This is a genomic window from Candidatus Binatia bacterium, from assembly GCA_029243485.1.
Lineage (GTDB): Bacteria > Desulfobacterota > Binatia > UBA12015 > UBA12015 > VGTG01.
On record JAQWRY010000023.1, the window covers coordinates 16,425 to 39,650 of the forward strand.

13 protein-coding genes and 1 pseudogene are annotated in these 23,226 nt (G+C 61.6%); 5 read left to right on the plus strand and 9 right to left on the minus strand.

All coding sequences use genetic code 11. The features are described 5' to 3' along the window. The first annotated feature begins 18 nt into the window (after positions 1–18). On the plus strand, positions 19–2,034 hold the full coding sequence (locus P8R42_08405) for a PQQ-binding-like beta-propeller repeat protein (GenBank protein MDG2304667.1): 2,016 nt from the start codon (positions 19–21) through the stop codon (positions 2,032–2,034). On the opposite strand, the gene P8R42_08410 is transcribed toward P8R42_08405, so the two are convergent. Beyond that, entirely contained in the window at positions 1,970–4,003 is a 2,034-nt protein-coding gene (locus P8R42_08410; GenBank protein ID MDG2304668.1) for a PQQ-binding-like beta-propeller repeat protein, read from the minus strand. The two genes, P8R42_08405 and P8R42_08410, sit on opposite strands and share 65 nt — an antisense overlap. A 164-nt stretch (positions 4,004–4,167) precedes the next feature. On the opposite strand from P8R42_08410, the gene P8R42_08415 reads away from it, so the two are divergent. Further along, on the plus strand, positions 4,168–5,808 hold the full coding sequence (locus P8R42_08415) for a hypothetical protein (GenBank protein ID MDG2304669.1): 1,641 nt from the start codon (positions 4,168–4,170) through the stop codon (positions 5,806–5,808). 67 nt (positions 5,809–5,875) lie between these two features. Here P8R42_08415 and P8R42_08420 read toward each other — a convergent pair whose 3' ends face one another. Continuing rightward, a complete protein-coding gene (locus tag P8R42_08420; protein MDG2304670.1) occupies positions 5,876–7,519 on the minus strand; it encodes a glycosyltransferase family 39 protein in 1,644 nt (547 codons plus the stop codon). A gap of 253 nt (positions 7,520–7,772) precedes the next feature. Here P8R42_08420 and P8R42_08425 point away from each other — a divergent pair, with 253 nt between their 5' ends. Beyond that, entirely contained in the window at positions 7,773–8,183 is a 411-nt protein-coding gene (locus P8R42_08425) for a methyltransferase domain-containing protein (GenBank protein MDG2304671.1), read from the plus strand. 1,208 nt (positions 8,184–9,391) lie between these two features. Here the strand turns inward: P8R42_08425 and P8R42_08430 are convergent. Continuing rightward, positions 9,392–12,184 carry a DVUA0089 family protein gene (locus P8R42_08430; GenBank protein MDG2304672.1) on the minus strand — a complete coding sequence of 931 codons (2,793 nt, stop codon included), beginning with the start codon at positions 12,182–12,184 and terminating at the stop codon, positions 9,392–9,394. A 623-nt stretch (positions 12,185–12,807) separates the two neighbouring features. Here P8R42_08430 and P8R42_08435 point away from each other — a divergent pair. After that, positions 12,808–14,796 (plus strand): alkaline phosphatase family protein, encoded by a 1,989-nt coding sequence (locus P8R42_08435; GenBank protein MDG2304673.1) that lies wholly within the window; start codon positions 12,808–12,810, stop codon positions 14,794–14,796. Between the two features lie 1,251 nt (positions 14,797–16,047). On the opposite strand, the gene P8R42_08440 is transcribed toward P8R42_08435, so the two are convergent. Together P8R42_08440 and P8R42_08445 are read right to left on the minus strand one after the other, a co-directional pair. Continuing rightward, the gene (locus P8R42_08440) at positions 16,048–17,526 is read right to left on the minus strand and encodes a sulfatase (protein MDG2304674.1); all 1,479 of its coding nucleotides are present in this window, start codon (positions 17,524–17,526) and stop codon (positions 16,048–16,050) included. Further along, positions 17,526–17,678, minus strand: a complete 153-nt coding sequence (locus P8R42_08445) for a hypothetical protein (protein MDG2304675.1) — start codon at positions 17,676–17,678, stop codon at positions 17,526–17,528. Before P8R42_08445 ends, P8R42_08440 begins: the two co-directional genes overlap by 1 nt. 132 nt (positions 17,679–17,810) lie before the next feature. Here P8R42_08445 and P8R42_08450 point away from each other — a divergent pair, with 132 nt between their 5' ends. Then, positions 17,811–18,323, plus strand: coding sequence for an alpha/beta hydrolase fold domain-containing protein (locus P8R42_08450; protein MDG2304676.1), 513 nt, complete (start codon positions 17,811–17,813; stop codon positions 18,321–18,323). A 22-nt stretch (positions 18,324–18,345) separates the two neighbouring features. On the opposite strand, the pseudogene P8R42_08455 reads toward P8R42_08450, so the two are convergent. The 4 genes and pseudogenes from P8R42_08455 to P8R42_08470 form a co-directional block, all read right to left on the minus strand. Then, a pseudogene (locus P8R42_08455) lies at positions 18,346–18,647 on the minus strand (phosphotransferase). A 355-nt stretch (positions 18,648–19,002) separates the two neighbouring features. Then, positions 19,003–20,304, minus strand: coding sequence for an FkbM family methyltransferase (locus P8R42_08460; protein MDG2304677.1), 1,302 nt, complete (start codon positions 20,302–20,304; stop codon positions 19,003–19,005). 404 nt (positions 20,305–20,708) lie between these two features. Further along, positions 20,709–22,169, minus strand: a complete 1,461-nt coding sequence (locus P8R42_08465; GenBank protein ID MDG2304678.1) for a hypothetical protein — start codon at positions 22,167–22,169, stop codon at positions 20,709–20,711. A 1-nt stretch (position 22,170) separates the two neighbouring features. Further along, positions 22,171–22,833: a hypothetical protein gene (locus P8R42_08470; protein ID MDG2304679.1), complete on the minus strand. Its 663-nt coding sequence runs from the start codon at positions 22,831–22,833 to the stop codon at positions 22,171–22,173. Positions 22,834–23,226: the final 393 nt, after the last annotated feature.

Consider the following 23,226-nt stretch of genomic DNA (forward strand, 5'->3'; position numbering starts at 1 on the left):
CGACCGAGCGTTCTCGCCATGTCGGCCTCGCGACTAGCAGTCCTGCTTCTGTTGGTCCCGCTCACGGCGGGCTGCGAACGCGCCGAGCGCGTTTCCTACGGCGTCGAGGAGGGACAGTGGCGCAGCTACGGTGCCGATCCGGCCAACACGAAGTACTCGCCGCTCGATCAAATCGACGCCGGCAACTTTGGTGATCTGGAGGTCGTCTGGACGGCCGACTCTCCGGACGTCGCTTGGCGCGCAGCGGGCCGTCGGAGGAAGAAGACGCGTGAGTTCAACGTCGCGAACTCCGCCAGAATTCTGGAGTTCCAGGCGACCTCCCTGATGGTGGACGGGACGCTCTACGCCATTTCTGCCGTTGGCCAGATCTTCGCCGTAGACGCGAATTCCGGAGCTCTCCGCTGGGTGCACGATCCGGTGAGCTACCAGGCCGCCGAGTCTCCCATGGACTACATCTTTCCAAAGCACCGCGGGGTCGCGTATTGGCGCTCTGGCGACGACGAGCGCATCCTGGTGCCGACGATCGACTCGTATCTGCTGGCCCTCGACGCAGAGACCGGCCAACCGATTTCAGCGTTCGGCGAGGAGGGGCGGATCGATCTGACACGTGGGCTGCGTGGGCCCGAGATCCGACGTCTGAAAGACTATTTCCAATCTTCTCCTCCGGTGATCGTGGGTGACACCGTCGTCGTCGGGAGCAGCGTCACCGACCGCCCGAAGCACAAGCACGGAACCCCGGGTGACGTTCGTGGCTACGACGTCGAAAGCGGCAAGCAGAAATGGGCGTTTCATGTCGTCCCGAGCGAAGGAGAGTTCGGGACGGAAACCTGGGAGGGGAAATCCTGGGAGTACTCCGGCGGCGCGAACGTCTGGGGCCCGATGAGCGCCGATCCGGAGATTGGCTACGTCTACGTCGCGACCTCGGCTGCCACCAACGACTATTACGGAGGCCACCGCAAGGGAGATAATCTATTCGCCGGTAGTCTGCTTTGCCTCGACGCCGAGACCGGTGAGCGGATCTGGCACCAGCAGCTGGTCCGCCACGACCTCTGGGACTACGACCTCGCCGCCGCCCCGAACCTGGTGGATCTCGAGATCGATGGAACGCTCGTGAAGGCGGTAGCGCAGGTGAGCAAGCAAGGCTTCGTCTTCGTGTTCGACCGGATCACCGGCGAGTCTATCTGGCCGATCCGCGAGCAACCCGCGCCGGCGTCGGACGTTCCCGGCGAGCAGGTCGCGGCGACGCAGCGCGTGCCCTCCAAGCCGCCCCCGTTCGAACGCCAGGGGACGTACGAAGACGGGCTCATCGATTTCACGCCGGAGCTCAGGGCCGAGGCGCTGGAGGTTTTTCGCAAGTACCGCACCGGGCCGATCTTCACGCCTCCATCTCTCGCCGGCTCGCTGGTTCTGCCCGGCCCCCCTGGCGGGACGAACTGGCAGGGGGCCGCTTTCGATCCGGAGACCGCGACACTGTTCGTTCCGTCGATTACGTACGCGCAGGTCGTGTCGGTGAAGAAGGGGAAGAAGAAGGACACCGATTTCGATTACGTCACGGACTTGAGCGCGACCCAATGGATCGCGGGTCCGCCCGGTCCACAGGAGGCTCTCCCCCTCTTCAAGCCGCCCTACTCACGGATCACCGCTTACGATCTGCGCCGCGGTGAGATTCTGTGGCAGGAAGCGAATGGCGAAGGTCCGCGCGATCATCCGCGGCTCGCCGGACTGGACCTGCCGCGTCTCGGCTCCGGTGCGCACGCATGTGTTCTCGCCACGCGCACGCTCCTGCTGTCGGCCGACCGCAGCTCCATCTGGATGGGGGGAATGGGGGAGCCCGTTCTACGCGCCTATCGCAAGGATACGGGCGCTCTCGTGGGTGAGATCGATCTCCCGGCGCGAGTGCGGGGCTGCCCGACGACCTATGTCAGCGATGGGAGACAGTTCATCGTTCTGCCGATCGGCGACGAGGACGTTACTCCCCGGCTGTTGGCGCTGTCGCTCCCGCAGGCTGGTCTCCGGAACCAGCCGGAAGAGTGAGCGCCAGAAGCGAAGGATCCCGCTCGTCGCTCCCGGTCGACATGACCACGTACTGCTTGCCGTCGTGCAGGTAGGTCAGCGGGCAGCCGCGTGCTGTTGCGGGAAGTTCTACCTCTCCGAGCAACGCACCCGAGCTCTTGTCGTAGGCCCGAAGGAACGGCTCTCCCAAACTGGGCATCCAGGACCAGGCGCGGTCGACCGACAAGAGGAGCTTCGACGTCACCAGGACACATGCATGCGCCCCCGAGCCGAGCCGCGGCAGGTCGAGGTGGGCGAGTAGGGGGTGGTTTCTCGGACCGTTGCCGTTGGGGACCTGCCAGCGCGTCTCTCCGCGATCGAGATCGACGGCGGTAATGCGTGAGTACGGCGGCTTGAACAGAGGTAGCGAACCGGCCGTCCAGCCCGGCCCGGTCGCCCAGGGAGTCGACACGGACTCGGTCGCGAAGTCGAACGTGGTTTCTGCAGCCTTGCCCTTCTGTATCCGGACGACCTGACCATGCGTGATCGAAGGAACGTAGAGCGTTCGCGTTTCCGGATCGAAGCCTGCCCCTTGCCAACTCGTGCCGCCCGGCGGACCCGGGACCACCAGCGTTCCCTTGCGGGAAGGAGGCGTGAACAGCGGACCCGTTCGGAAGCGGCGGAAGACATCCAGGGCTTTGGCCCGAAGCGCGGGCGTGAAGTCCATCAGGTCCTTTTCGAAGGAGCCCTGAAGTTCGAACGCAGGCGGCTTGGTCGGGAAGCGCTGGGTCGCGGCGGCAGGCTCGCCGGGCACGTGCGACCGTGGAACCTCGCGATCTTCGATGGGCCACAACGGCTCACCCGTCTTGCGATCGAACACGAAGGTGAACCCCTGTTTCGTCGCTAGCGCCACCGCCTCGACGTGCCTTCCGTCGACTTGGAGGTCGACGAGGTTGGGCGCCGCCGCGAGGTCGTAGTCCCACAGGTCGTGGCGGATCAGCTGCTGGTGCCAGATCCGCTCCCCGTTTTCTCCGTCCAGGCAGAGCAGCGTGTCCGAGAACAAGTTGTCGCCCGGCCGATGGCCACCGTAGTGGTCGTTGGTCGGCGATGAAGTGGCGACGTAGACGTAGCCGAGCGCCGGATCGACGCTCATCGCACCCCAGGCGTTCGACCCACCGCCGTCCTTCCACGATCCGTTCTCCCAGGTCTCGTGGCCGACCTCGTCCGCTTCGGGAACTACATGGAAAACCCACTTCAGCCGGCCCGAGAGCGCGTCGAAGCCGCGAATGTCGCCTGGCAGCCCCGGCAACGTCTTCGGCCGATCGGTGACGCTTCCACCCACCACCACCGTATCGTCAACGACCGCGGCCGGCGAGGACTGGAAGTAGTCGGTGCCGCGATGCAGACCCGTGCGACGAAGACTCTCGAGCAGGTCCACGCGCCCTCCGCTCCCGAAGGACTCGACGGGACGGCCGGTCTTCGCATCGAGGGCGAGGAGATACGCGTCGATCGTCGGCATGAAAATGCGCTCGTCGTCGCCATGCTTCCAGTAGCTCAGGCCTCGATGCTTCGGGAATATGAAGTTCATCGGGCTTTTTGCCGAGCGATAGCTCTGGGGGTCGTGAACCCAGATCTCCTCGCCGGTGCCGGCATCGAGTGCGAAGACCTGGCCAATCGCTGTGCTGCCGTAGAGTCGCCCGTCCACCATCAGCGGTGTCGCCTGGAATCCGAGGATCCTGGCCGAACGGGCCGGGTTGAACGAGCCGCGCTTCGGCCTGTTCTTCGCGCCCTCGGCTCGCCATCGGACGTCGGGCGAAGTCCACTCCCATGCAGGCTCCAGGCCGGCGAAGTTGGCCGCATTGATCTGGTCGAGGGGCGAGTAGCGGCTGCTCTCCGGATCGCCGGCCCAGCTCCGCCACTGACCGTTCTGCACACCATATTTGGCGCGGGGAGTCTCGCCGGGAGTGTTGCAGGCCCACGAGAACACGAACGTCAGCACGGCGAATCGCAACGCCGTTCGACAGCCGGCGAGATGCACGCGAGGTAGTTGCCTTCTTCGGACTCTCTTCACTGGGGATTCCGCTCCCTGGACGAAGATGCTTGTATTGTCTCGATAGCCACCGGAGCCACCCTTGTTAGCATGACACGTGGCGGTGTCGGAGTCCCTCGAGCCACATGCCACTACGGCACATCCCTCCTCTTCAGGACCAATCTCGGTCGCGCCTCGAGTCGTGGCTGCATGTGGTTCTCCTCGTCGCGCTGAGCACGTATTTCGAAGCTCAGTTCGTGTACGTCGGTGTCAATGCGACGGACGAGGGCTGGATCCTCTACGCCGCCATGAGGCTCTGGGACGGAGGCACGCTCTACGACGACATCTTCTTCGTCTTTCCGCCAGGCCACGTCTTGCCGGCCTGGATCGCTTACGGTTTGGCCGCGCCGGGTCTCGTTCTCTCGCGTTGGATCTACGCAGGCTTCAATGTCGCGCTCTGCGTCGCTCTCTATCTCTTGGGACGGCGCATCACGCGACCCATGTATGCGTTCATCGCGGTCGCGATGGTGGCCGTCTACTCTCCGTACTCTCACGGCGCGCACTTCCTGTTCGGTTACCGCTATCTCGTCTGGAGCATCCTGGCGCTTCTCGCCTTCTCGCAGCGCCTTCGTACCGATGACCATCGTTGGATGATGCTCGCCGGAGCCCTGGCGGGGATCGCGCTCTGCTTCCGGCTGACGCCGGCCTTCTCCGTGAGCGTCGGAATCGGGTTCGGAATTCTCGCGGCAAGCCGGGACTGGCGTCTCTGGCTTCGGGATGGAGCCTGGTACACGGCCGGTTTGCTCCTAGTCGCCGGCCCGGTACTCGCATGGCTCTTCTCCGGTGTCGGACCATTGGTCGTTTGGTCCGAAGCAGTCCAGCGGGCCGTCGAGATGACCAAGCTGCAAGCAGTCGACATGCCTCCGCTGCACTTTCCGTGGGGATGGGAGCGCCAAGAGATTCAAGGGGCTCTGGTGGCAGTCGTCTTTCGCGCCGCTCCCTTGTTTTACGTGAGTTACATCGTCCTTGTGCTGACGATGTGGGCGCGCGATCTCAGGTCAGGGGTTGATTGCCGGCGTCCGCTGCTGATCGCGATCGTCTTCTTTGGCGCAGTCTATTTGGGAAGAGGGTTTGGACGCGCAGACCAGGGGCACCTCGATACGGCAATGCCGCCGGTCCTGCTGCTCCTGGGCCACATGCTCGGGGGGATCGAGAGCCGACTGGCCAAGGCGATGTCTGCACGCGCGGCCACCGCCATCGTGGCAACCGCCGGCGTCGCCCTCCTCGTCGTTTCCGTTGCGGGGCAACGCTCTGACGACTGGATGTTCTCCCCGGCTCCCCCGCGTGTGCCGATCAAGGCGGTCCAGGGCCGGATCAAGCGGTGGATCTACAACAACAAGACCGACCCCGCCGTCGCCATGATCAAGCGCTCGACCCGTGCAACGGACACGATCCTCGACCTCTCGGCTTCTCCGCTGTTTTCCGTTTTGAGCGGGCGCCGGGGCCCGGGGTACGCGGACATCGTGATGCCGGGCACGTTTCGCGACGCGGCGGAGGAGAGTCGGTTCGTCGAACGACTTCGAGCCGACCCGCCCGCCTTCGTCCTGGAGCCCAAGACACCCTTCGACGCTGTCAGCGCCAACGCGCTCGCGCTCACGGCGCCGGAGCTCACCGTCTGGATCGAGGATAACTATGGCCGCGGGCCTGAAACTCCGCACTTCGTCGGCCGCCCCCGTCGCCCGCAGCCACTCTCCGCCCAGAGCGATCTCTCGTCCGATACCGAATAGAAGCGCCGCGAGGATTCGGGCCGGAACTTCTCCGCCAGGTTCCGAAGCCGCCGTCGATCCGAGCGGGTTAGGGTCGCCCCTGGCGGGATGGTTTCTGCGCTCGCGGAACCCAGCCGACGAACGCCCAGCTTCGCTCGCGCACCTGGTAGTTCTCGTTGATCCACGCGGCGAGCAGCGGTGCCGTCTGCGCGAAGCCGCGCTCTTCTCTCCCGTCGAAGGGCTTGGCGGGAGTGAGCACGAAGTCCGGCGGATCTTCGATCATGTGCTCGAGAAAACGCGCTTCCTCGGCTTCGTCGCGAAAGGTGCCGGGCATCACGATGTCCGCGACTCCCGGGCCGCGGCGACCGGTCAACACGTGCAGCATGGGTGACGAGGATAGGTCGAGCACGACATCCCCGGGCTTGGTGGCCTGTTTGATCCAGCGGACCCCGAGATCGACCGAATGTGGAATGAAGGCGTCACGAAACACGCGGTTCCCCGTTTCCGGGATGGGTCGGTGGCCCCCCAGCGTACCTAGGATCCATTGGTCCGATCGTTGCGCGACGGTCCAGCCTGCGAGCAGCAGGATTCCGACGGTGACCGCAATGCCGCTCGCCCAGCGCGTGGGAAGCCATCTGCGTACGCCCTGGTCCAACGAGCCCAGAAGATGCCCCATCAGCAGGAGAATCGGAGGAATCGCTGAGGTCAGGTGACCGCTGCATGCACGGCCGAACGCACGCGTCAGATAGACGGCTGCGAATACCGAAAGCGCAAGCAGGAGAGGATTGCGATAGGCATGGCCGGCGCGAAGGTCTCGCTGCCATCCCCACAGAACCCACGCGAGGTAGCCCCCTGCCACGGCGATCGCGATCCGAAACTCGAGCGCGACGAATGCGCCCTCGATCTGCGCCCGGTCTGACCAGGCCGGAAGGAATAGATCGGGGACGGGCAAGCTCTGTAGTGCGGTCATCTCCACCGGTCGCTGCACGACTTCGCTCCAGAGGACGCTCGGGCCCACGGTCCACGCGTACCACGCGATGACCGGGCCGGAGACGGTCAGGAGCCCCGCCGCATAGCTGCTGCCATCGCGAACCCAGACGCGCCAGTCGCGGGTGCTCGCCAGGATCCCGAGCCCGATTGCGATGCTCACGGCGAAGGTCGGTGTCAGTCGGAAGCAGAGGCCGATCCCGGCGAGAGCGCCGGCCGCGACCAGCCAGCGTGCGTCACCACTGCGCTGTCTACTGTGGAAGGCGAGAAGCGCGAGCACGCTGAAGCCCACGTACCGGTAGGCGAAAAGGTAATGCGATGCGTGCGATGAAGCAGAGTTCAAGGAGAGGAGAAGAGCGCCGATCAGCGCGTACCGCGGCTCCATCAAGCATCGGCCGAGGAGATAGAGGCTGATGCACAACGCCACGTTCAACATCGCGTAGATCCAGCGCGTGACGATCAATCCTGGAGGGTCCAGCGCGTAGCCGATCCACGCCGGCAACGCGTGCAATGGCGGGAAGACGAAGAACACGTCCTCGTAGAGGGTGCCGCCTTCGTGCAGTTGCTTCGCCGTGTAGTAGATCCAGCCTTCGTCCAGGAGGTTGAGGCCCTGGTGGACAAAGAGCGACTCGAACCACGTGCTCACCGCTGTGAGGAGGATCAGGTGCAAAGCAAGCGTGGCTCGATCGCGGTTCGTTTGGGCCTGCTCGGGTCGCCCGCGCTGGGCTCGGTTCTCGTTTGACATCGCGGGGCTATTTCAACCCCGCCGGTCTCTTCGCGACCGGAGGCTTCTCGTGGTCCCAACTGAGGAATCGCTCCGGGCGAAACCGGACCAGTGCACGCTCGCCGGTCCTCTCTCGGCGACGACCCGCGGAACCCCGAGGACGTCAGCGATGGACACGGAATACTCCATTTGACACATCACGGGCGCAGGGAAGTTCTGAACGTGGTCGAGGATGCCCGGATTGTAGTCGGCAAGACGTCCCGCGCCAAACTCCGTGTACTTCTGTTTGCTCCAGACCGCGAAACGGCTGTTTCCTACCGAGCAATGCTGCCGCGCTCCCTTGCTCTATGGCATCAGGTCATTGACGCGAGCAGCTCGGCCCGGCGCCTCTGCCGCTGCGAATGAGGCGAGGGCGCGGCTAAGGATCCGCCGACTCGGACTCCGCGACGACGACGACCCCCTTGCGGTGTTCCAGAAGCTGCGGCGTACTTTAAAGCCAGGTGGCAAATTGCTCCTGACCACGCCGAATACCGTTCGATTGGTAAACTTTGCCTTTATGGTCAATGGGCACAACTTCTTTGACCGCTACAAGGGCAATATCTACGGCCGCCACAATCGCGAATTTACGGTTCCGGAGTTGCGCCAGATTCTGGAACAGAACGGCTTTCGCATCACCGAATGTTAAGGTGCCGTACACCGCGCAGCAGCTCCGGCGGATGCTGGCGAAGGTTGGTGGTGACCCAAACCACCGCGGAGACAATATCTACGCACTGGATGAACGAGTCGACTAGTCGGGGATTGGGACTTTCCTCCGTGACTCTTTGTCCTACGGCGCTTGACCCGAAGGTTCCTTCTGTTTCGGCAGGGGTGGTCCGACCATCGTCCTCAGTCGACGGTAGCCGACATCAAGGGCCTTTTTGCCTCAATCGCCTTGATGTCTGCTACCGTCCGCACGACCGAGAATTCCCTCACGCGCCTTAACCACTTCCTTACCAACCCGTTTGCCTGCTCGACCTGGCCGAGATGGTGAACCCGAACCCGTTGCTGCAGCAACGGGTTCGAAATTGTCAGAACGAGAGGGGGCGGCTACCCAATTCTGTCACCGTGGATTTCGAAAACATTGGCGGCCTCTACCCCACGATGAGATCGCTCAACGGCCTCCCGCCCACCGACTAGGGCTGGCAGCAGACCGAGAGCACCTCTTCGTCTTTCTCGAAGGGGGCATCGGGCGACGACGGGTGCCAAGCTTCGCCCACGACCGCCCGCAGCGCCACCACACAACGCGCTCCGTCCGCGGTTTGGCAAACTTCCGCACAGGTAGCCGGCGCCGTCTGCCCCTGGGTCAATTTGGGCTTGGGCTGGATCACACAGCCCCGCTCTTTTCCGGCTCCGAAGCCAACGAGATTTGCAGGCGATAGCGTCGTGTTGCGACAGCCCGCGCTTGCATCGCGCGCGTAGACAGCACCACGAGGACCCCGGCAGAGAACCATTCGGGAAGGTGCTTCCCGTTTTGCCTTTCGCCCTCCCGGTTTGGCCACGCCTTCCTCACGGGCCTCCGCCGCGCGGGCTATCGGTTCTTGCGCAGGAGCGGGTCCCGCAAAGAGCAAGGTCAGAAAAAGTACGGCAAAGCTACGCACGATCGTATCCATTTTCAGCGTCCTCATCGGGTAGGGCCCAAACTAGTCCGTCTTGAAGAAGACGGCCTTGTTTCCACGGTAGGCTAGGTCCATGCCAGCACCAAGAAAGGCTCGCCGGTCGCGCTCCGGGCGTCAAGTAGCTCTTCGCAAGTGGCATCTTCGAAGGCAGCGACTGAACGTCTCACCGAGTTCTTGTTCGGCGCCACGAGTTGTTCCCGCCCTGGTCGACACTCTAAAAGAGGCCGTCGTCTACGGATTAGTCGACACTCACGAAGAGGTCGTAGTCTACATTTCCGTTTCGGCCGTACTCGTCAATCTTGATCCGGTAGGTGCCCGGAGCCAGCGCCAACGTAAGACGGCTATAGTAGCCAGGTCCACCATCGTCGTTGTATCCCAACTCTGATCCGCTGTTGTTGTAGATCCACAGTTGGGTATCGCCCCAGGGCCCCCCCGGCTGTGCTAGGGTATTTACGGTGACCGTCGTGGTGGAGGTCAGCTCGAAGAAGAAGTAGTCGTCTTCGCTGTTGCCGACGATCGCCCCCCGCAACAAGCCCGGCACCCCCGGGCCGCCGATGAGGAGTGGGTCGGCGGTGGCGGGCGTATTGTTGGGCTCGGTTTCAGTCTGAATCAGCTCGATCTGGCAGGAGTCGTCGCAACCGTCACTGGCGCTCGCATTGGAGTCGTCGCAGGTCTCTTCGACCTCGATCAGGCCGTCTCCGCAGACTGAAGTGCGGGTGCTGCAGTCGGCGCTACAGGAATCACCGTCTTCGGTGTTGCCATCGTCACACGCCTCGGCACCTTCCTGGACTCCATCACCGCAGACCACGGTTTTGCAGACATCCACCCAGTACCGGAAGCCATATTGGGGGCCTATGTTGTCGACGCAGGTCAGCCCGCTTGCGCACTCGGACTGGTATCGGCAATGGCCCATTCCTTCGGTGCAGGGTCCGCATTCAGCGGACCAGCAGTAGGAATAATCTCCGGGACTGAAATTACAGGGCGGGCAAAGTGATCCGCTGGTGCACGTCGCGTCGCATGCGGCGTCGGTCGCTGGTGTCGTGTCGCCGTCATCACAACACTCGCCCGGGCCGACGGCGCCGTCACCGCACACCGCGGTGACCTGCGTGCAGTCGGCGTTGCAATAGTCTCCATCTGCAGTATCGCCGTCATCGCAGGCCTCGCCGGGACCGATGTCCGTATCGCCGCAGACGGCCGTGATGCGTTGGCAATCGCTGCGGCAGTAGTCTTCATCATTGGTGTTTCCGTCGTCGCAGACCTCACCGGGGCCTACCTGGCTGTCACCGCAGACCGCGGTCTCTACTCTACAGTCGGCGCTGCAATAGTCGCCATCTGAAGTATTGCCGTCGTCGCAGGCTTCGTCCGCGCCGGTCTGGCTGTCTCCGCAAATGCTAGTCTCGCGGCGGCAGTCGAAGCTGCAATAGTCGCCATCGTCGGTGTTGCCATCGTCACAGACTTCGTCGTAGCCGACCTCGGTGTTGCCGCACTGGCGTAGCGTGAAATAGCCGGGGAGACAGGCAGCCCCGGCATCGGCTTTGCGCCCCTTGAACTTCTTGCCGTCGCTGCCATCGCCGCTGCCCACCGTGGTGAACTCCGAGCAGTAGCGGTAGCGGCCCAATTCCAGGATGGCGTGGACCGTTCCTTCCGAAACACCAGGCTCGAGATCGTAGTCGAAGGTGCGAATGCCTTTTTTGGCCTTGCAGCTCACCGTCAAGCTCTTGGTGCCGCCGATCTTGACCATGTTGCAGGGGCCCAGCTCGAGGCGCGAGTCGGCGTAGCTGTATCCGCGCTTGCCTACGGTACTCACCGCACTCGACCCGGTGGCAAACCAGTTCTGGCAATAGAGCGGGATAGGCTGGGAGTCGTGGCCCGAGGTGGGGCTCACGAAACGCAGCACCGCTTTGGCGGTGCCTACGGGGTCGCCGTTGCACCGTGGGTCGCCGTCGCCACCGCGCGGCGGCGCCTCGATCGTTTTGGCGAGACTAGCCTTCCATTTCGCCCCATTCTTGTAGGGGTCATCAGGGACTTTGTTCTTCAGGATCAGGGCCTTGCCGGGGATGGGCATTTCGATGGGGTCGGGGAAGGCTACCTGAAATTGCTGAGCGCGGATGTAGTAGTCGGTGTCCTTGTAGGCGACGACGAAGTCGCCGTTGGGCATCGCCGCGATGTCGGACCACGAAGCGTCGAGCTGGGTGTTGACCTGGAAGGCGTCGGTGAGGGGAACGCCGGCATGGTCGAAGCGGCGTGCGAGCACCTGGTCATCGCTCCAGGTGACCACGAAGGAGTCGTCGCTGGCCGCGATTCGCAACGGCGGCTCGCGGTAGGAGCCGGAGACATCGGCGCCAAGTTCAAAGTCGTTGGTCAGGGGGTTTCCGTCGGCGTCAAAGATGCGGCCGGTGCCCTCAGACCGGTCGCTGGCCCACGTGACCATAAAATTTCCATTGGCGGCCTGGGCGACATCGACGACGTAGCCATCCTCGTCTTCCGAGCTTACCCCGAACTCCGGAAGTCGTGGGCGGCCTCGTTTGTCGAAGAGGCCGACGCGAATGCTGCCGCCGGGTTGGTTGCCACAACAGGCGCCTTCATCGCGAAAGGCGACGACGAAGTCTCCGTCGGGCCCGCCGGCCCCGGCGAGGTCGCCGTATTGGCCCTGGTAGTACATGGATGTCTCGTTGATGCGGAAGCTGCCGCCTTTGGTCTGACCGATTTTGACGGTGAGGCGCCCGAAGACGCCTTCGTCTATGCCGAAACTTCCGTTGCCGTAGTCGTAATAGTCGTAGCCCTCCCAGAGGACGACGAATTCACCGGTCGGAAGCGAGACGATTTCGGGGTTCGAGTTCTGATCTTCGTCCGGTCGAATCTGGTTCGTGTTCGTTTGGCTGGGGTCGTTGATCTTGAACACAGCGGGTGCGACGTCGCCATTCTCAAGATTGCGTCGGGTGAATAGGCAGGTCGTATCGTAACAGGGCCGATACCCCGTGTAGCTATAAGTTTTGTCGTAGGCGGTGTAGGCGACCACGAAGTTGCCCACCGGGTCGGCGGCGACCGAGATGTCGCCCGTCGAGGTCGAGGTCCGGAGTAGACGTAGTCGGCTTCGCGGCTGATCTGGAATTGTTGGTCCAGCGAGCCCCCATCGGCAAAGAAGCGGCGCCCCTGAACGGTGTCATCCGCTTCCCAGACGACGAGAAAATTTCCGAACGGGTCAGCCGCAATCCGCGGCCCCTCGTAGTCGGGGTAGTCGGTCGACACGAGAATCTCAGGGCCGGCCTTGATGGGTTCCGTGGCAGAAGCCGTCGTGGCAAAGCCCCCAAAAAAACAAGGCGAAAAGGCCCGCGATTGTCATCTGAGTTGATCGTCTCACCACCGCTCTTCCTCTCAATCAACCGAATTCCGTCCCGCAATATTTTCCCTTATTTTAGATTTCTGGTCTTCAGTCAATGACAATTCTTCGAGGGACAGTAGTTCGAAGAAATGATCCGTCGGACGACCCAACGCGAAGACGTCAACTCTCCGGGGCATGCCGGCCGGAGAGTTGACTCCCTCGGTCGTCCAGTTCTAGCTCCTTGCGCGGACATGCCTCGGATACGGATCGCTTTTGGGCCGGCAGGAGGTTTTGGCTGGACCCATGCGGACCTGGCCTGATACCGGATCGCAATGCGCAAAGGAAGATCGTGGGTATTATTGCTGCTCTGGCCAATGTTGCTCGGAGCCAGTTCGGGCGGCGCGAGCCCGGGCCGCGTTGTTGTTCTCGGAATCGATGGTCTAGATCCCGACGTGATCGCTTTGCTTTCGTCCGAAGGAAAACTGCCGAATCTTACAAAGCTGGCACGCGACGGTTCGTTCGGGCGGCTGAAAAGCAGTCGACCAATTTTGAGCCCGATCATATGGACCACGATTGCGACGGGTAAGAACCCGATCGAACACGGTATCGGAGACTTCACTGCAATCAACGAGAAGTCCGGCGAGCGGCTGCCGGTAACCAGCCAGATGAGGAAGGTAAAGGCGCTCTGGAATGTCTTGAGCGCGGCGGGAAAATCGGCGGCGGTTGTCGGGTGGTGGGCTACCTGGCCGGCGGAATCCATCAATGGAGTTTTGGTCAGTGACCACACTTGCTACCATTTTCTTTTCGAATCCGGAGAGACCGGTGCCAAACAAGGCGAAGTTATAGGGCTCATTCATCCGCCGGAGCGTGCCGATGAGATTCGTGCGTTGGTTCGTCGGCCGGGGAGTGTTCAGCGCAGCGAAATCGAATCCTTCGTCTCGATCTCACCCGATGAGTTCGACCGCCCCTTCGACTTCAATGACGACCTGAGTCACTTCAAATGGGCTTGGGCGACGGCGGAGAGCTATCGTAAGATTGGGCTCGAGATCTGGAAGCAGGACAAACCCGATCTTCTGATGGTCTACATCGAGGGCGTCGACTCGAGCTCTCATCTCTTTGGGCATCTTTTCCGGGGTTCGGGGTTCGGTGGTGAGATCGCCGAGCAGCATCGACGCTTCGGTAAGACGGTGGAAGCGATGTACGAGTATGCCGACAGTATCGTAGGCCAGTACCTGCAAGGTTTGGGCCGTGAGGACACGTTGGTCGTGCTCTCGGACCACGGGTTCGAGTTGGGCGCTCTTCCGCTGGACCCGAGCAAGACCAGGGATATGCGGCGGGTCAGTGCGGCGAGCCACCGTATCGAAGGTGTGCTCTACCTGTATGGCAGGGACATCGTGCCGGGAAGCAAGATTGAGGATGCGACCCTGATCGACATTGCGCCCACGATCCTCGCACTCGAGGGTATCGCGCCGGCCAAGGACATGCCGGGTCGCGTACTGGGCGAGGCGCTGCGTACACCCGTTCCCGAGCGCACCGTGGAGACCTTCGAGGCATCAAGTGAAGAAGCGGGGAGCAAAATGAGACAGGATGCTTCGGTCGACCCCGCGATCCTCGCGCGACTCGAAGCTTTGGGTTACCTCGAAGCTCAGTCGCCTCGTAGTGGCAAGAACCTCGGGGCCGTTTCGTTTGAGGCCGGTGATTTCGAAGGTGCGGTCCTTACCTACCGGGAGCATTTGAAGAGCAACCCGAACGATGCGGGAGTGCATACCAGCCTTGCCGGGGTCCTCGGTTCCCTCGAGCGTTACGACGAGGCACTTTTTCATCTCGGCGAAGCTCTGCGCTTCAACCCTCTCAACTCAGCCGCGTATCACAATCGGGCGGTGATCCATGAACGTCAAGGTGATCGCGAGAAAGCGATTTCGGATTATCGCAAGGCGATGCGGTATGGCTCGGGCTATGCGCCCTCCCGCAAAGCATTGGTTCGCTTGACTGGCACTGCCCAAGCCGAAGAAATGCGCACCGAAGACGAGAAAGCCGCGGCTCGATTGGCCCATCAGGCCAGTGTATCCGCGCGCAAGGGGCGGTACGACGAAGCGATGGCGCTAATCGATCGGGCCGAGAAAATCGCGCCCGACTTCGCGTTGGTTCATCAATATCGAGCGAACGTCGCGTTTCTTAAGGGTGATCCTGAAGTCGCGCAGGCGTCGCTCGAACGCGCCGTGATGCTCGAACCAGAAAATCCGCTTTTCCAACGGAACTTGAAGGCGGTCAAGTCGGGCTCGCAGAGCCCTGCGGTCCAAGAGTCCGCGCCCGAATCTTGAGGGCACACAATCTGGATGAACCCGGTTCGGGCGAGTGAGGGCCAAGCCAATCGAAGGGAAACGGCAGCTTATCCCTAGGCTGCCTTCTTCCCCTTACTGCCGTCGGAGCTATTGGAACCATCGAGGAGTTTCTGAGAGAGAACGATGCCTGGCCGCGCGACGACTCTCGCGAAGGGTTTTTGTACACCAACAATCATCATGGATTCCTGAAACGGAGGAAGAACGTGCGACCCGGCGTTGCCGTTCTGATTCCGGGGAGTGGCTCTCGAAAATACTCTCCCGAGTGCGGAAGAGCGAAGGGCGACGGGATACCCCATGAAGACTAATTAGTAATTCATCCTTGCCCAATGCATTCGTGGAGCCACACGAGACGTATCGAGGTAAGGAGCCTGGCGAGGGACTCAACCTCATATCGAGTGACAGACTAGGGAACAGGGTCACTAGTTTTGAGAATCACAGTCGAATAGAAAAGAGAATATAGGTTTATTCACTATTGTTAGTGCGATTTGATCGCCGACAGAATCGCAGGCTATTGATTCCCCACCGCGTGGCGGGGACGCACGGGCCGCTAACCCCCAACTGCCCCGCAAAGGGGTAACCATCTATAAACTGGCCCCGAAAGAGCGCGAGCTGTGCAATAGCTTCTACCATTTCTTTGCGATGAGGGCGCAGGGAGTGATGGTGAGCAAGTGGTTTGGAATTCACGCCTCGCAACATCCCTTCGATCTCTGGGTGAGACAGGAAATCATGTCAGAGACGAAACCCAATCTCGTTGTCGAAGCGGGGACCTTTCGTGGTGGTAGCTCGATCATTTGAGCCATGATGCTTGAGCATAGCAACCCTTCGGGCCCTGTGGTTACGATTGATGTTGAAGACAGCCGAGATACCAGGGCCAAGGAGATGCCAATCTACAAGCGCAAGGTGGAGTTTCCTCACGGCAGTTCGACGGCGCCCGCTATCATGGTTTTGTGGCAGCAGGGTCCGCCGACTCGGACTCCGCGACGACGACAACGACCGAGACGACGACTCCATGAGGCAGAAAAGGCGCACGCCAACGGCCGGTAAGGCGCCGTTAGGTCGGCGTGGAGCCAAAAAGGGGCTTCATGTCGGCTATCCGCTCACACCAGAGAGGGCTTGCCAGTTGGTCTGCAGATCATCGGCCCCCCTTGAGGACCGCACCACCATCGCTTTCGCCCGCGCCCTCACGGCAATCACGAGAGGTTTTGAACCGCCACCTCCGGCATGCACGGCTCATTCTACGTAGCCCAATGCGCGCAGGCCTTCGATTTCGCGATCGGAGCGACCCGGGGCGACCTTGGGGGCATTGATCTTTCGTCCCGGATTCTCGCGCCGGCCTATAAGGGCCGGGTAATTATCTTCCTCGATCCACTGGGCGAGCGCCTTGGTAGCCGTATTCTCCGGCCAGTCTTCGGTCCTTGATTCTTTCGTCGGCAGGCTTTTCGTCGTCGGGGCGAGGCTCGGGATTTCGTTCAGCGAGCGGTGGCGTACCACGCCTTTGTCATCGCGCCGTACTATCCATTTTACGTTTCCGACAATCGCAGCGCGTGCCTGTTCCCGCCGGTTGGTCGCCTCGAGCGGCACGGGTGCTTCTGCCGGACGTTCGCCGAGGGGGAACCCTTCGAGTTCGGCGGGAATCGGCAAGGCGAGCCAGGAGAGAATCGAGGGCATGATATCCATCGAGGAAACAGCGGAGGTCAAACGCACAGCCGAGCCTCCTGGCCGTCGTACCGCCAGCGGAACCCGCATCACGCTCTCGGCGATATCGAATCCGTGCGAAAAATACCGGTAGGCATCGGTCATGGACTCGCCGTGATCCGATGTCAAGACGAAGATCGTGTTCGTAACGAGGCTGGCCTCGGCCCAGGCATCGAGCAGGCGCCCGATCTCTCGGTCGGTGTAGGCGATCTCTTCATCGTAGCGGTCGATATAGAGAAGCGCGTCTCCGGGGTCGTTTGCGAGTCGGGTATAGGGTGGAATGCGGCTGGGATCGATTTCGCGCCGCCCTTCGTGATTGTATTCCACCGGCTTGTCTTCCGGCGCGCGATAGGGACCGTGCGGATCGATATAATGAACCCAGAGGAAGAGCGGCCTCACCGAATCTGCGTGGTCCGACAGCCAGTCGAGGGCGGCGTCGGTTGTACGGGAGGCCCGTCTCTCCCAGATGGGCCGCGCTCCTTCCCGCTCATCGACGAAATCGTCGTAATGGTCGAAGCGTTCGTCCAGCCCCATCGCTTCGGCCGTGAGCACGACATTGGAGACGATCGCGGCTGTCTCGTAGCCGTGTTCGCCGAGGAGGTCAGCAAGCGTGGGAATCTCGGCCCCGAGCCGTTGGTAGAAGAGCCGGACGCCGTGTCGTTGCGGCATGCGCCCGGTGAGGATGGAGGCGATGCTCGGGGCGGTACTCGCCTCGGCGGCATAGACATTTTCCCAGATCTCTCCCTCCCTGAAAAATTCGTCAATGAAAGGGCTGGTTTTTCGAGGATAGCCATAGAGCGATAAATGGTCCGGGCGTAATGTATCCACGCTGATCAGGACGACGTTGGGTCGTGCGGCCTGCGGGCCGGGAGTCGCCTGCTTGTCGGTGGAAAAATACTCGACGGTCGCGAACGCGGCTATGGCCGCGATGAGACCCGCACCCAGAAATACGCCGAGAAGTTGCCTGGGTGTCATTCCGTGTTGCTCCGATCGGACATTTGCGGCCTGCCTCATCAGGCGAGCTCGTCCTCGTGTTGCTCCCCGCTGGCGAGGTGCTTGACGGTTACCTTTCCGCTCGCGACCTCGTCAGAGCCGAGAAGGTAGACACGATCCGCATTCTTGGCATCCGCATCGGCGAAGACACGCTTGGGTTGATGGTAGCGCACATCAAGGCCCTTATTGCCGCAATCGCCCTGTAGCCGTCAACTCCAAACCTCCCCCCACCAGGGCGACATCGGCCTGCCTCCAGGCGAAGCCTCGCACAGCGCGGCCACATCGCGGTCTCCATCAGTTACCGATTGCTGCGCGATAGCGGTCCGGCGCCGGTTCCAGAGCGCTTCGCAGGGCTCGCGGAGTTGCCCTGGTTTGTTGCGGCCGCGACTGAAGATGCATGGAAGGCGACGGAGTGGCTCCACGCCGACACCGCCCTCGATTCCGCTCGAACCTTCATCGGCGGTAGCTCTGCTGGGGGCATCACTGCGATGAGCCTGGCCTATTCACCCGATGATCTTGCCATGGAAGGGCCGGCTTTCGCGGGGGTTCTGGATCTATGGGGCGCGTTTTTTCGACCCGGGGACGTCGACCCCGGGGAAAGCCCGGTCTTCATCGTGCATGGCACGGACGATCGGACGATGCCTTTTCCCCTGACCGAAACTTTCCTCGTCGAGGCCGATGGTGCAAACCTCGAATACGAATTGCACGCACCGTCCGGTGCTGGCCACGGTTTTGGTCGAACCGGCTTCTTCGAGGAACGAGAGGATGGAAGCTACTTCGATCGCTTGATCGCCTTCGTCGCCAGGCAGGTGACCTAGAGCACGCGCGGGGGCAGTTCCGGTCGCTCAGCACCTCGGTGATCGTCCGGCGAGCCATCGCGGCCATCGACGGGTTCGTGTCGCGGTAGTACGGCAGCACGAGAAGCGCGATCGACAACGCCCAACCCTGGCCCCGCAGCCAACTTGCGTCGTCAGGATCAAGGGCGGCCCGAAAGGCACTACGACTCTCTCCGGTGAACAGCGTCCTGGCCGGCGCTGCGTCGCAGGCTGGGTCACCGACACCCACCCCGCCGAAGTCGATGACGGCGCGCAGGCGACCAGCAAGACATTGCTTGGAAGAAGGTCGCCGTGGAACCAGGCAGGAGGCCGCCTGGACCCCAAAACTGGACCTCGCTCCAGACTTCGCGGTGGCGGCGACCCGGCGACCTGGGCAAATAGGCCGTTCGTGCTTCCTATCGTCACCCGGAGTCAAGATGTCGAATAGCAGCCGTAGGTTGTATTTGCGGAGAAACGCGAGCCACAGGAGCGGGGCGAAGAGCAGAAGCCCGATGATACCTCCCGGCTGCCGCCAGCCCGAACGCAGATCATACTTTAACAATGCAAACGGAGGCCGCTCGCCCAGCGAGAACATCTTCGCGCCCAGCCCGCGATAATCGCGAACGGCAGGACCACGGCGAATGCTGGAATACCCACCGGCTCAGGGTTCATCGGGGAGGCACTAGTTCGCGGCTTCCGAGGCCTTTAGCTCGCGAACTGCCTTCGTCCAGGCCTCGTTCACGACGAGCGCCCCCTCGTCATCGATCACATATTGAGGCGTTAGATACACGGTAATCGGCGAGCCAGGCGGCTCTTGCGCGATGCGGGCTTGCTTTCGTGCGAGCCCCTTGCGGCCCTGGGCGGTCTGTCGCCGGTTGGCCGCTTCAGCATCTCTACGGCTGGCGAAATACCAGTTTGTCGGGTCACGATGACGATACCGCGGGATAGGCTCGTAACCCCGCTCTCGAAACCACGAGACCGCGAAGGGGCCCTCTTCCTCGATACACACGAGCCTTGGCTTCCAGCGCTCAAGATCGAAACCCGCCAGGACTTCCTCGTAGTGCCCCTCAACGTCGATGTTCAAGAAGTCTATCGCTGAGACCTGTTGCTCCTCAAGCAGGGCATCGAGGGTTGTCGTGGGAACTTCGAGCTCGTCCACGACATTCAGCCGCTTCGCGAACTTTTCTTCAGCGGTCGACAGCCCCCACACCGGAACCTTGAAGAACTTCTTGGTCCCCCCGGTGGTGTCACTCACAAGGTAGTTCAGGAACACGCTACCTGGACGCTGCGCCTTCCAACCCTTCGCATAGTCCGGCAATCCGTCGACCCCAATCCCGGCCCAGCCCAGCTTGTCTTCGAGGTAGAACGTATTGCTGTTCTTCTTTGGGTGCGAACAGCCGACGTCCACGAAGAAGCCGCCCCGCTCGTCTTCGAAGAAATCTCGGATCACGAGCTCTTCGTTCCCGTTCGAGTAGAGCTTTTCCTCTTCCCAGAGAATATCAACGGGTGCAGCCGATTCTACGTTCTCGCCTCCGCTGGTCTCGGCTCCGACTGCTGCTGCGGCAGCGACCTGACTCGCAAAGAAGAGGGCTCGGGCGGCTCGCTTTAGCTTTGGAAATTCAGGGTTGGGCTCATGTAGACATTGTCGCACGCGGGGTCTGCTCCACTCTGGCGATACTGAAACTGGAACTGGTCGCCTGCCGCCACGGCAATGCTGCTTCCTATCATCCCGGTAAGCCGGAGAGGAGCTTGAAGGGGTCTGATCTGGCCCGAGCGCCTCATCTAGATCTTCGACCCGCCACGCATCTGGCCATTCGCGGCCGTCTCCTTCGGTCGTGCAGTGCTGGAAGCGCACTAGGATGTCGTGATCGGGGTCGTTGTTTCGCAAAACGTAAACCAGTTTCGTGTCGCCCTTACCTTTGAGGTCCGGGGCGAAATCAAAAGAACCCGTGTCAGAGGCTCGGAGCAATCGAAATTCTACCATTCCCGGTTCGTGGGCCGGCGCTGGACCCGGGAACCAGAAAACGGCGGCCGGGTCGCGGTTAGTATGATTCCATGGGCCAGCGCAAGCGGGTACTGGCTCCCCGTCGCGGTGCGGCTTCTGGTCGTCTCTCACATGACCGGCGCTCCCTGGTGGCAAAAGGTCGCAAGTGGCGAGACCTTCAGCCCCACCTCCACCGCCAGGGAGGCGGTCGTTTGCGTGGAACATTGTTCGTTCCGCGGGGAATTTTCGAAATCGGGAGAGTTTCCCTGCCAGGAAAGGATTTTTCTTCGGGCGGGCCCCAGACCGGGGCGCTGCCGAAGTCGGGCCGCCCCCGGCAGCGGCCCGACTTCGGAAGGTCGACTGGAAGATCCAGCCACGGCGTGGGACGTGCGCCGATTCCCGTTTTACTCGTAGGTCACGACGACCCGCACCCAGACCTTCACCTTCAGGTTGTCCTTTTTCAGCGTGAGGATTTTCTCGTCGGTGCCGCCAAAGGCGGTCAGCGAGGTGCCGAAGCTGAGCTTGCCGCTGGCAAGGGGACCGGAACACGTTTCCACCTGCCCCGGGAAGGCGACCTGGCTGCAAGTGAGGGCGGGGTCATACTCACCTGCGTAGACCTGGAGCTCGAAAGTGGCAGGGGCCGGACTCCAGGTGATCTTGGCGGGCGATTGGATCACGTCCCCCTCCGCCACCTTGTAGTACGAAGAGGGGTTCTTGCCGTTCACGCCGGCCGAGTCTCCGGAAAGACGGAGATTGAAGGCCACTTCTCCATGGTTTTCCCAGATGAAGTCATTGTCGCCATCTTCGAGGATCTTTGCCTTGTCGATATACGCTCGGACGACCCGCTTCTTCGTAGAGAAAGACGATGGTCCCATGATTTTGAGATCCGGCGCGAAGCTACAGTTGGAGGTGACGGTAATTTCGTACTCGTACTCGGTATCAGGCTTGATCGCGCTCCCCAGCGGGAAGGGCTTGATCTCGTGCTGAGTCGCCTTTGGTCCGACGCCAAAAGCCACAATGGCTTGCCCGACTTTCCCCTTCTCCCAAATCTTGACGCCGACCTTCGCCGCCAATAGCGTTTTGAAGCTGAAGGTGGGGACAAGGCCCTCGACTGAGATTTCGAGGTTCGCAACCGAGTTCTTCAGGCACAGAACCGGAAGATTTGGAACGAGCCCAACTGTTCCGCCGCCACCACCGGGCGTCACCACGCCCTGCGGATCACATCCCGTGATGGGCGCGAAGGTTTGACGGGATCGGTCAAAGGCGAATTGAATCGTTCCGTCGCAATCGGTCACGAGTTTTTTGGGATGGGTGGAGACCGCACGACTGTGATTGCAAACCGCGCCCGCATTCCCGTAGGCGGGGTCCAGGCCTTCGAGTGATTCGCACTGGGCTTTTGGCGATTGCTTCCACCGAAACGAATCCAGACGCGCCCACGGTGAGAGCTTGACGACCTTGAAAGTCGATTTGATCGTCTTCTTCTCCAACGCCGAGCTTCGAATGGTGACCGCGATGGTGTGCGAGCCCTCCGAGAGGCGTTGGAAGTTGGTGACTCCCGAGAAGCCGCTGTGAACCGGCGCAGTGGAGTACGCTTGCTTCACGTCTTGACGCGTGGAGCAACACGGTACGTAGAAGGAGGGTTCCGAATCGATCTTCACCTCGATCAAGGGATCGATCGTGGCATTGGAAAAAGTCGAAAAGGCCCATCCCTGAATATTCCCGATGCCGGAGGCGGGGAACGACTGGGAGGGATACTCGAGGTTGGCCTTGATTGCTGCGGTGGCAGGCTGAGCCAAAGCCAGGATCGCGACGGCGACAAGTAGCAGGCGACGGGCGAAAGAGAGTCCTCTTGAGTGCTGTTTCATCTCAGTTTTCTCCGATCAGGTCGCAGCCCTTGGTGACTCGAAAGCCCTGCTGAGAGGACATCCAGGTAAATTCGACGCTCCCGATGCAGTGCTCGGTTTGGTTGTTCCCAGCGGTGAAATGGACTCCGGTGCAGACGATCTGAGCGACGTCTTTTCCGCCGAAGTTCGTGTTCACGGGACTACAGTGGTCAGCCTCTGCGTCGTCCCAAGTGAATTTCTTGTTGAAGGCGAACGAGCCCAGCGCGGTGCTCACGAAGGTAGTCGCAAGAACTTTCACGTCATTCTTGTTCGTATAGACGTGGGCTTGCAGGGTATGGGCCCCGGGGAGCAGGCTGCCGAACGAAAACGCGCCTGCGAAGCCCGTGCCCATCGGCGCTTCGGGGTGAGCAGCCAGAACATCCCCTCGATCGCTGCAGCAAGGGATATCGATGGCGAACTTGCCATCGATGTAGATCTCGATCAGCGGATCGATCGCTTCACCGGGTGTCGTCGTAAAGGCCCACCCCTGAATATTTCCGATCCCCGATGCGATTTCGTTGCTACTCGGGCTCTCAAGGTGCGCCACGATCTCGGCGTTGCCTACAGATGTTTGCGCGAGCGCCAGCAGGCAGAGCACGCTTGCAATCAGGCTTCTGCGAGTCAGTGTCATGATCGGGTCTCCCATCAGTTCGGTCGAAACGGTGGATTCCGCCTCGCACCATGGGAACCGCAAGAGATGTGCCGAGATTCGAGCGCTCGGGTTCAGGCCGTTTTGCCCCGGTTCAAGCCGAGATTCAGGGGCTTGTTGCGCACTCCAGTGGGCACCTGCAGCGGACTGCCCACCTGCGTGGTCAGTCTCGCGGGAGTTCTAAGAGCCCGCCGGTGCTGCGGATAGCCGACATGTAGGTCGTGAGAAGCGTGATCGTTTCGAAGGGAAATTGTACGTCGTCAGCTGAGTCGGGATCTTTGGGGTCGATTTATAAGAGACACTTCCGGCACGTTTGCCCGCCTACGCGGCGCGTAGATTCTGTCGCTTACGACGGGCCATTGTCTTCTTCTTGATCTGTTCTCGGCGCGT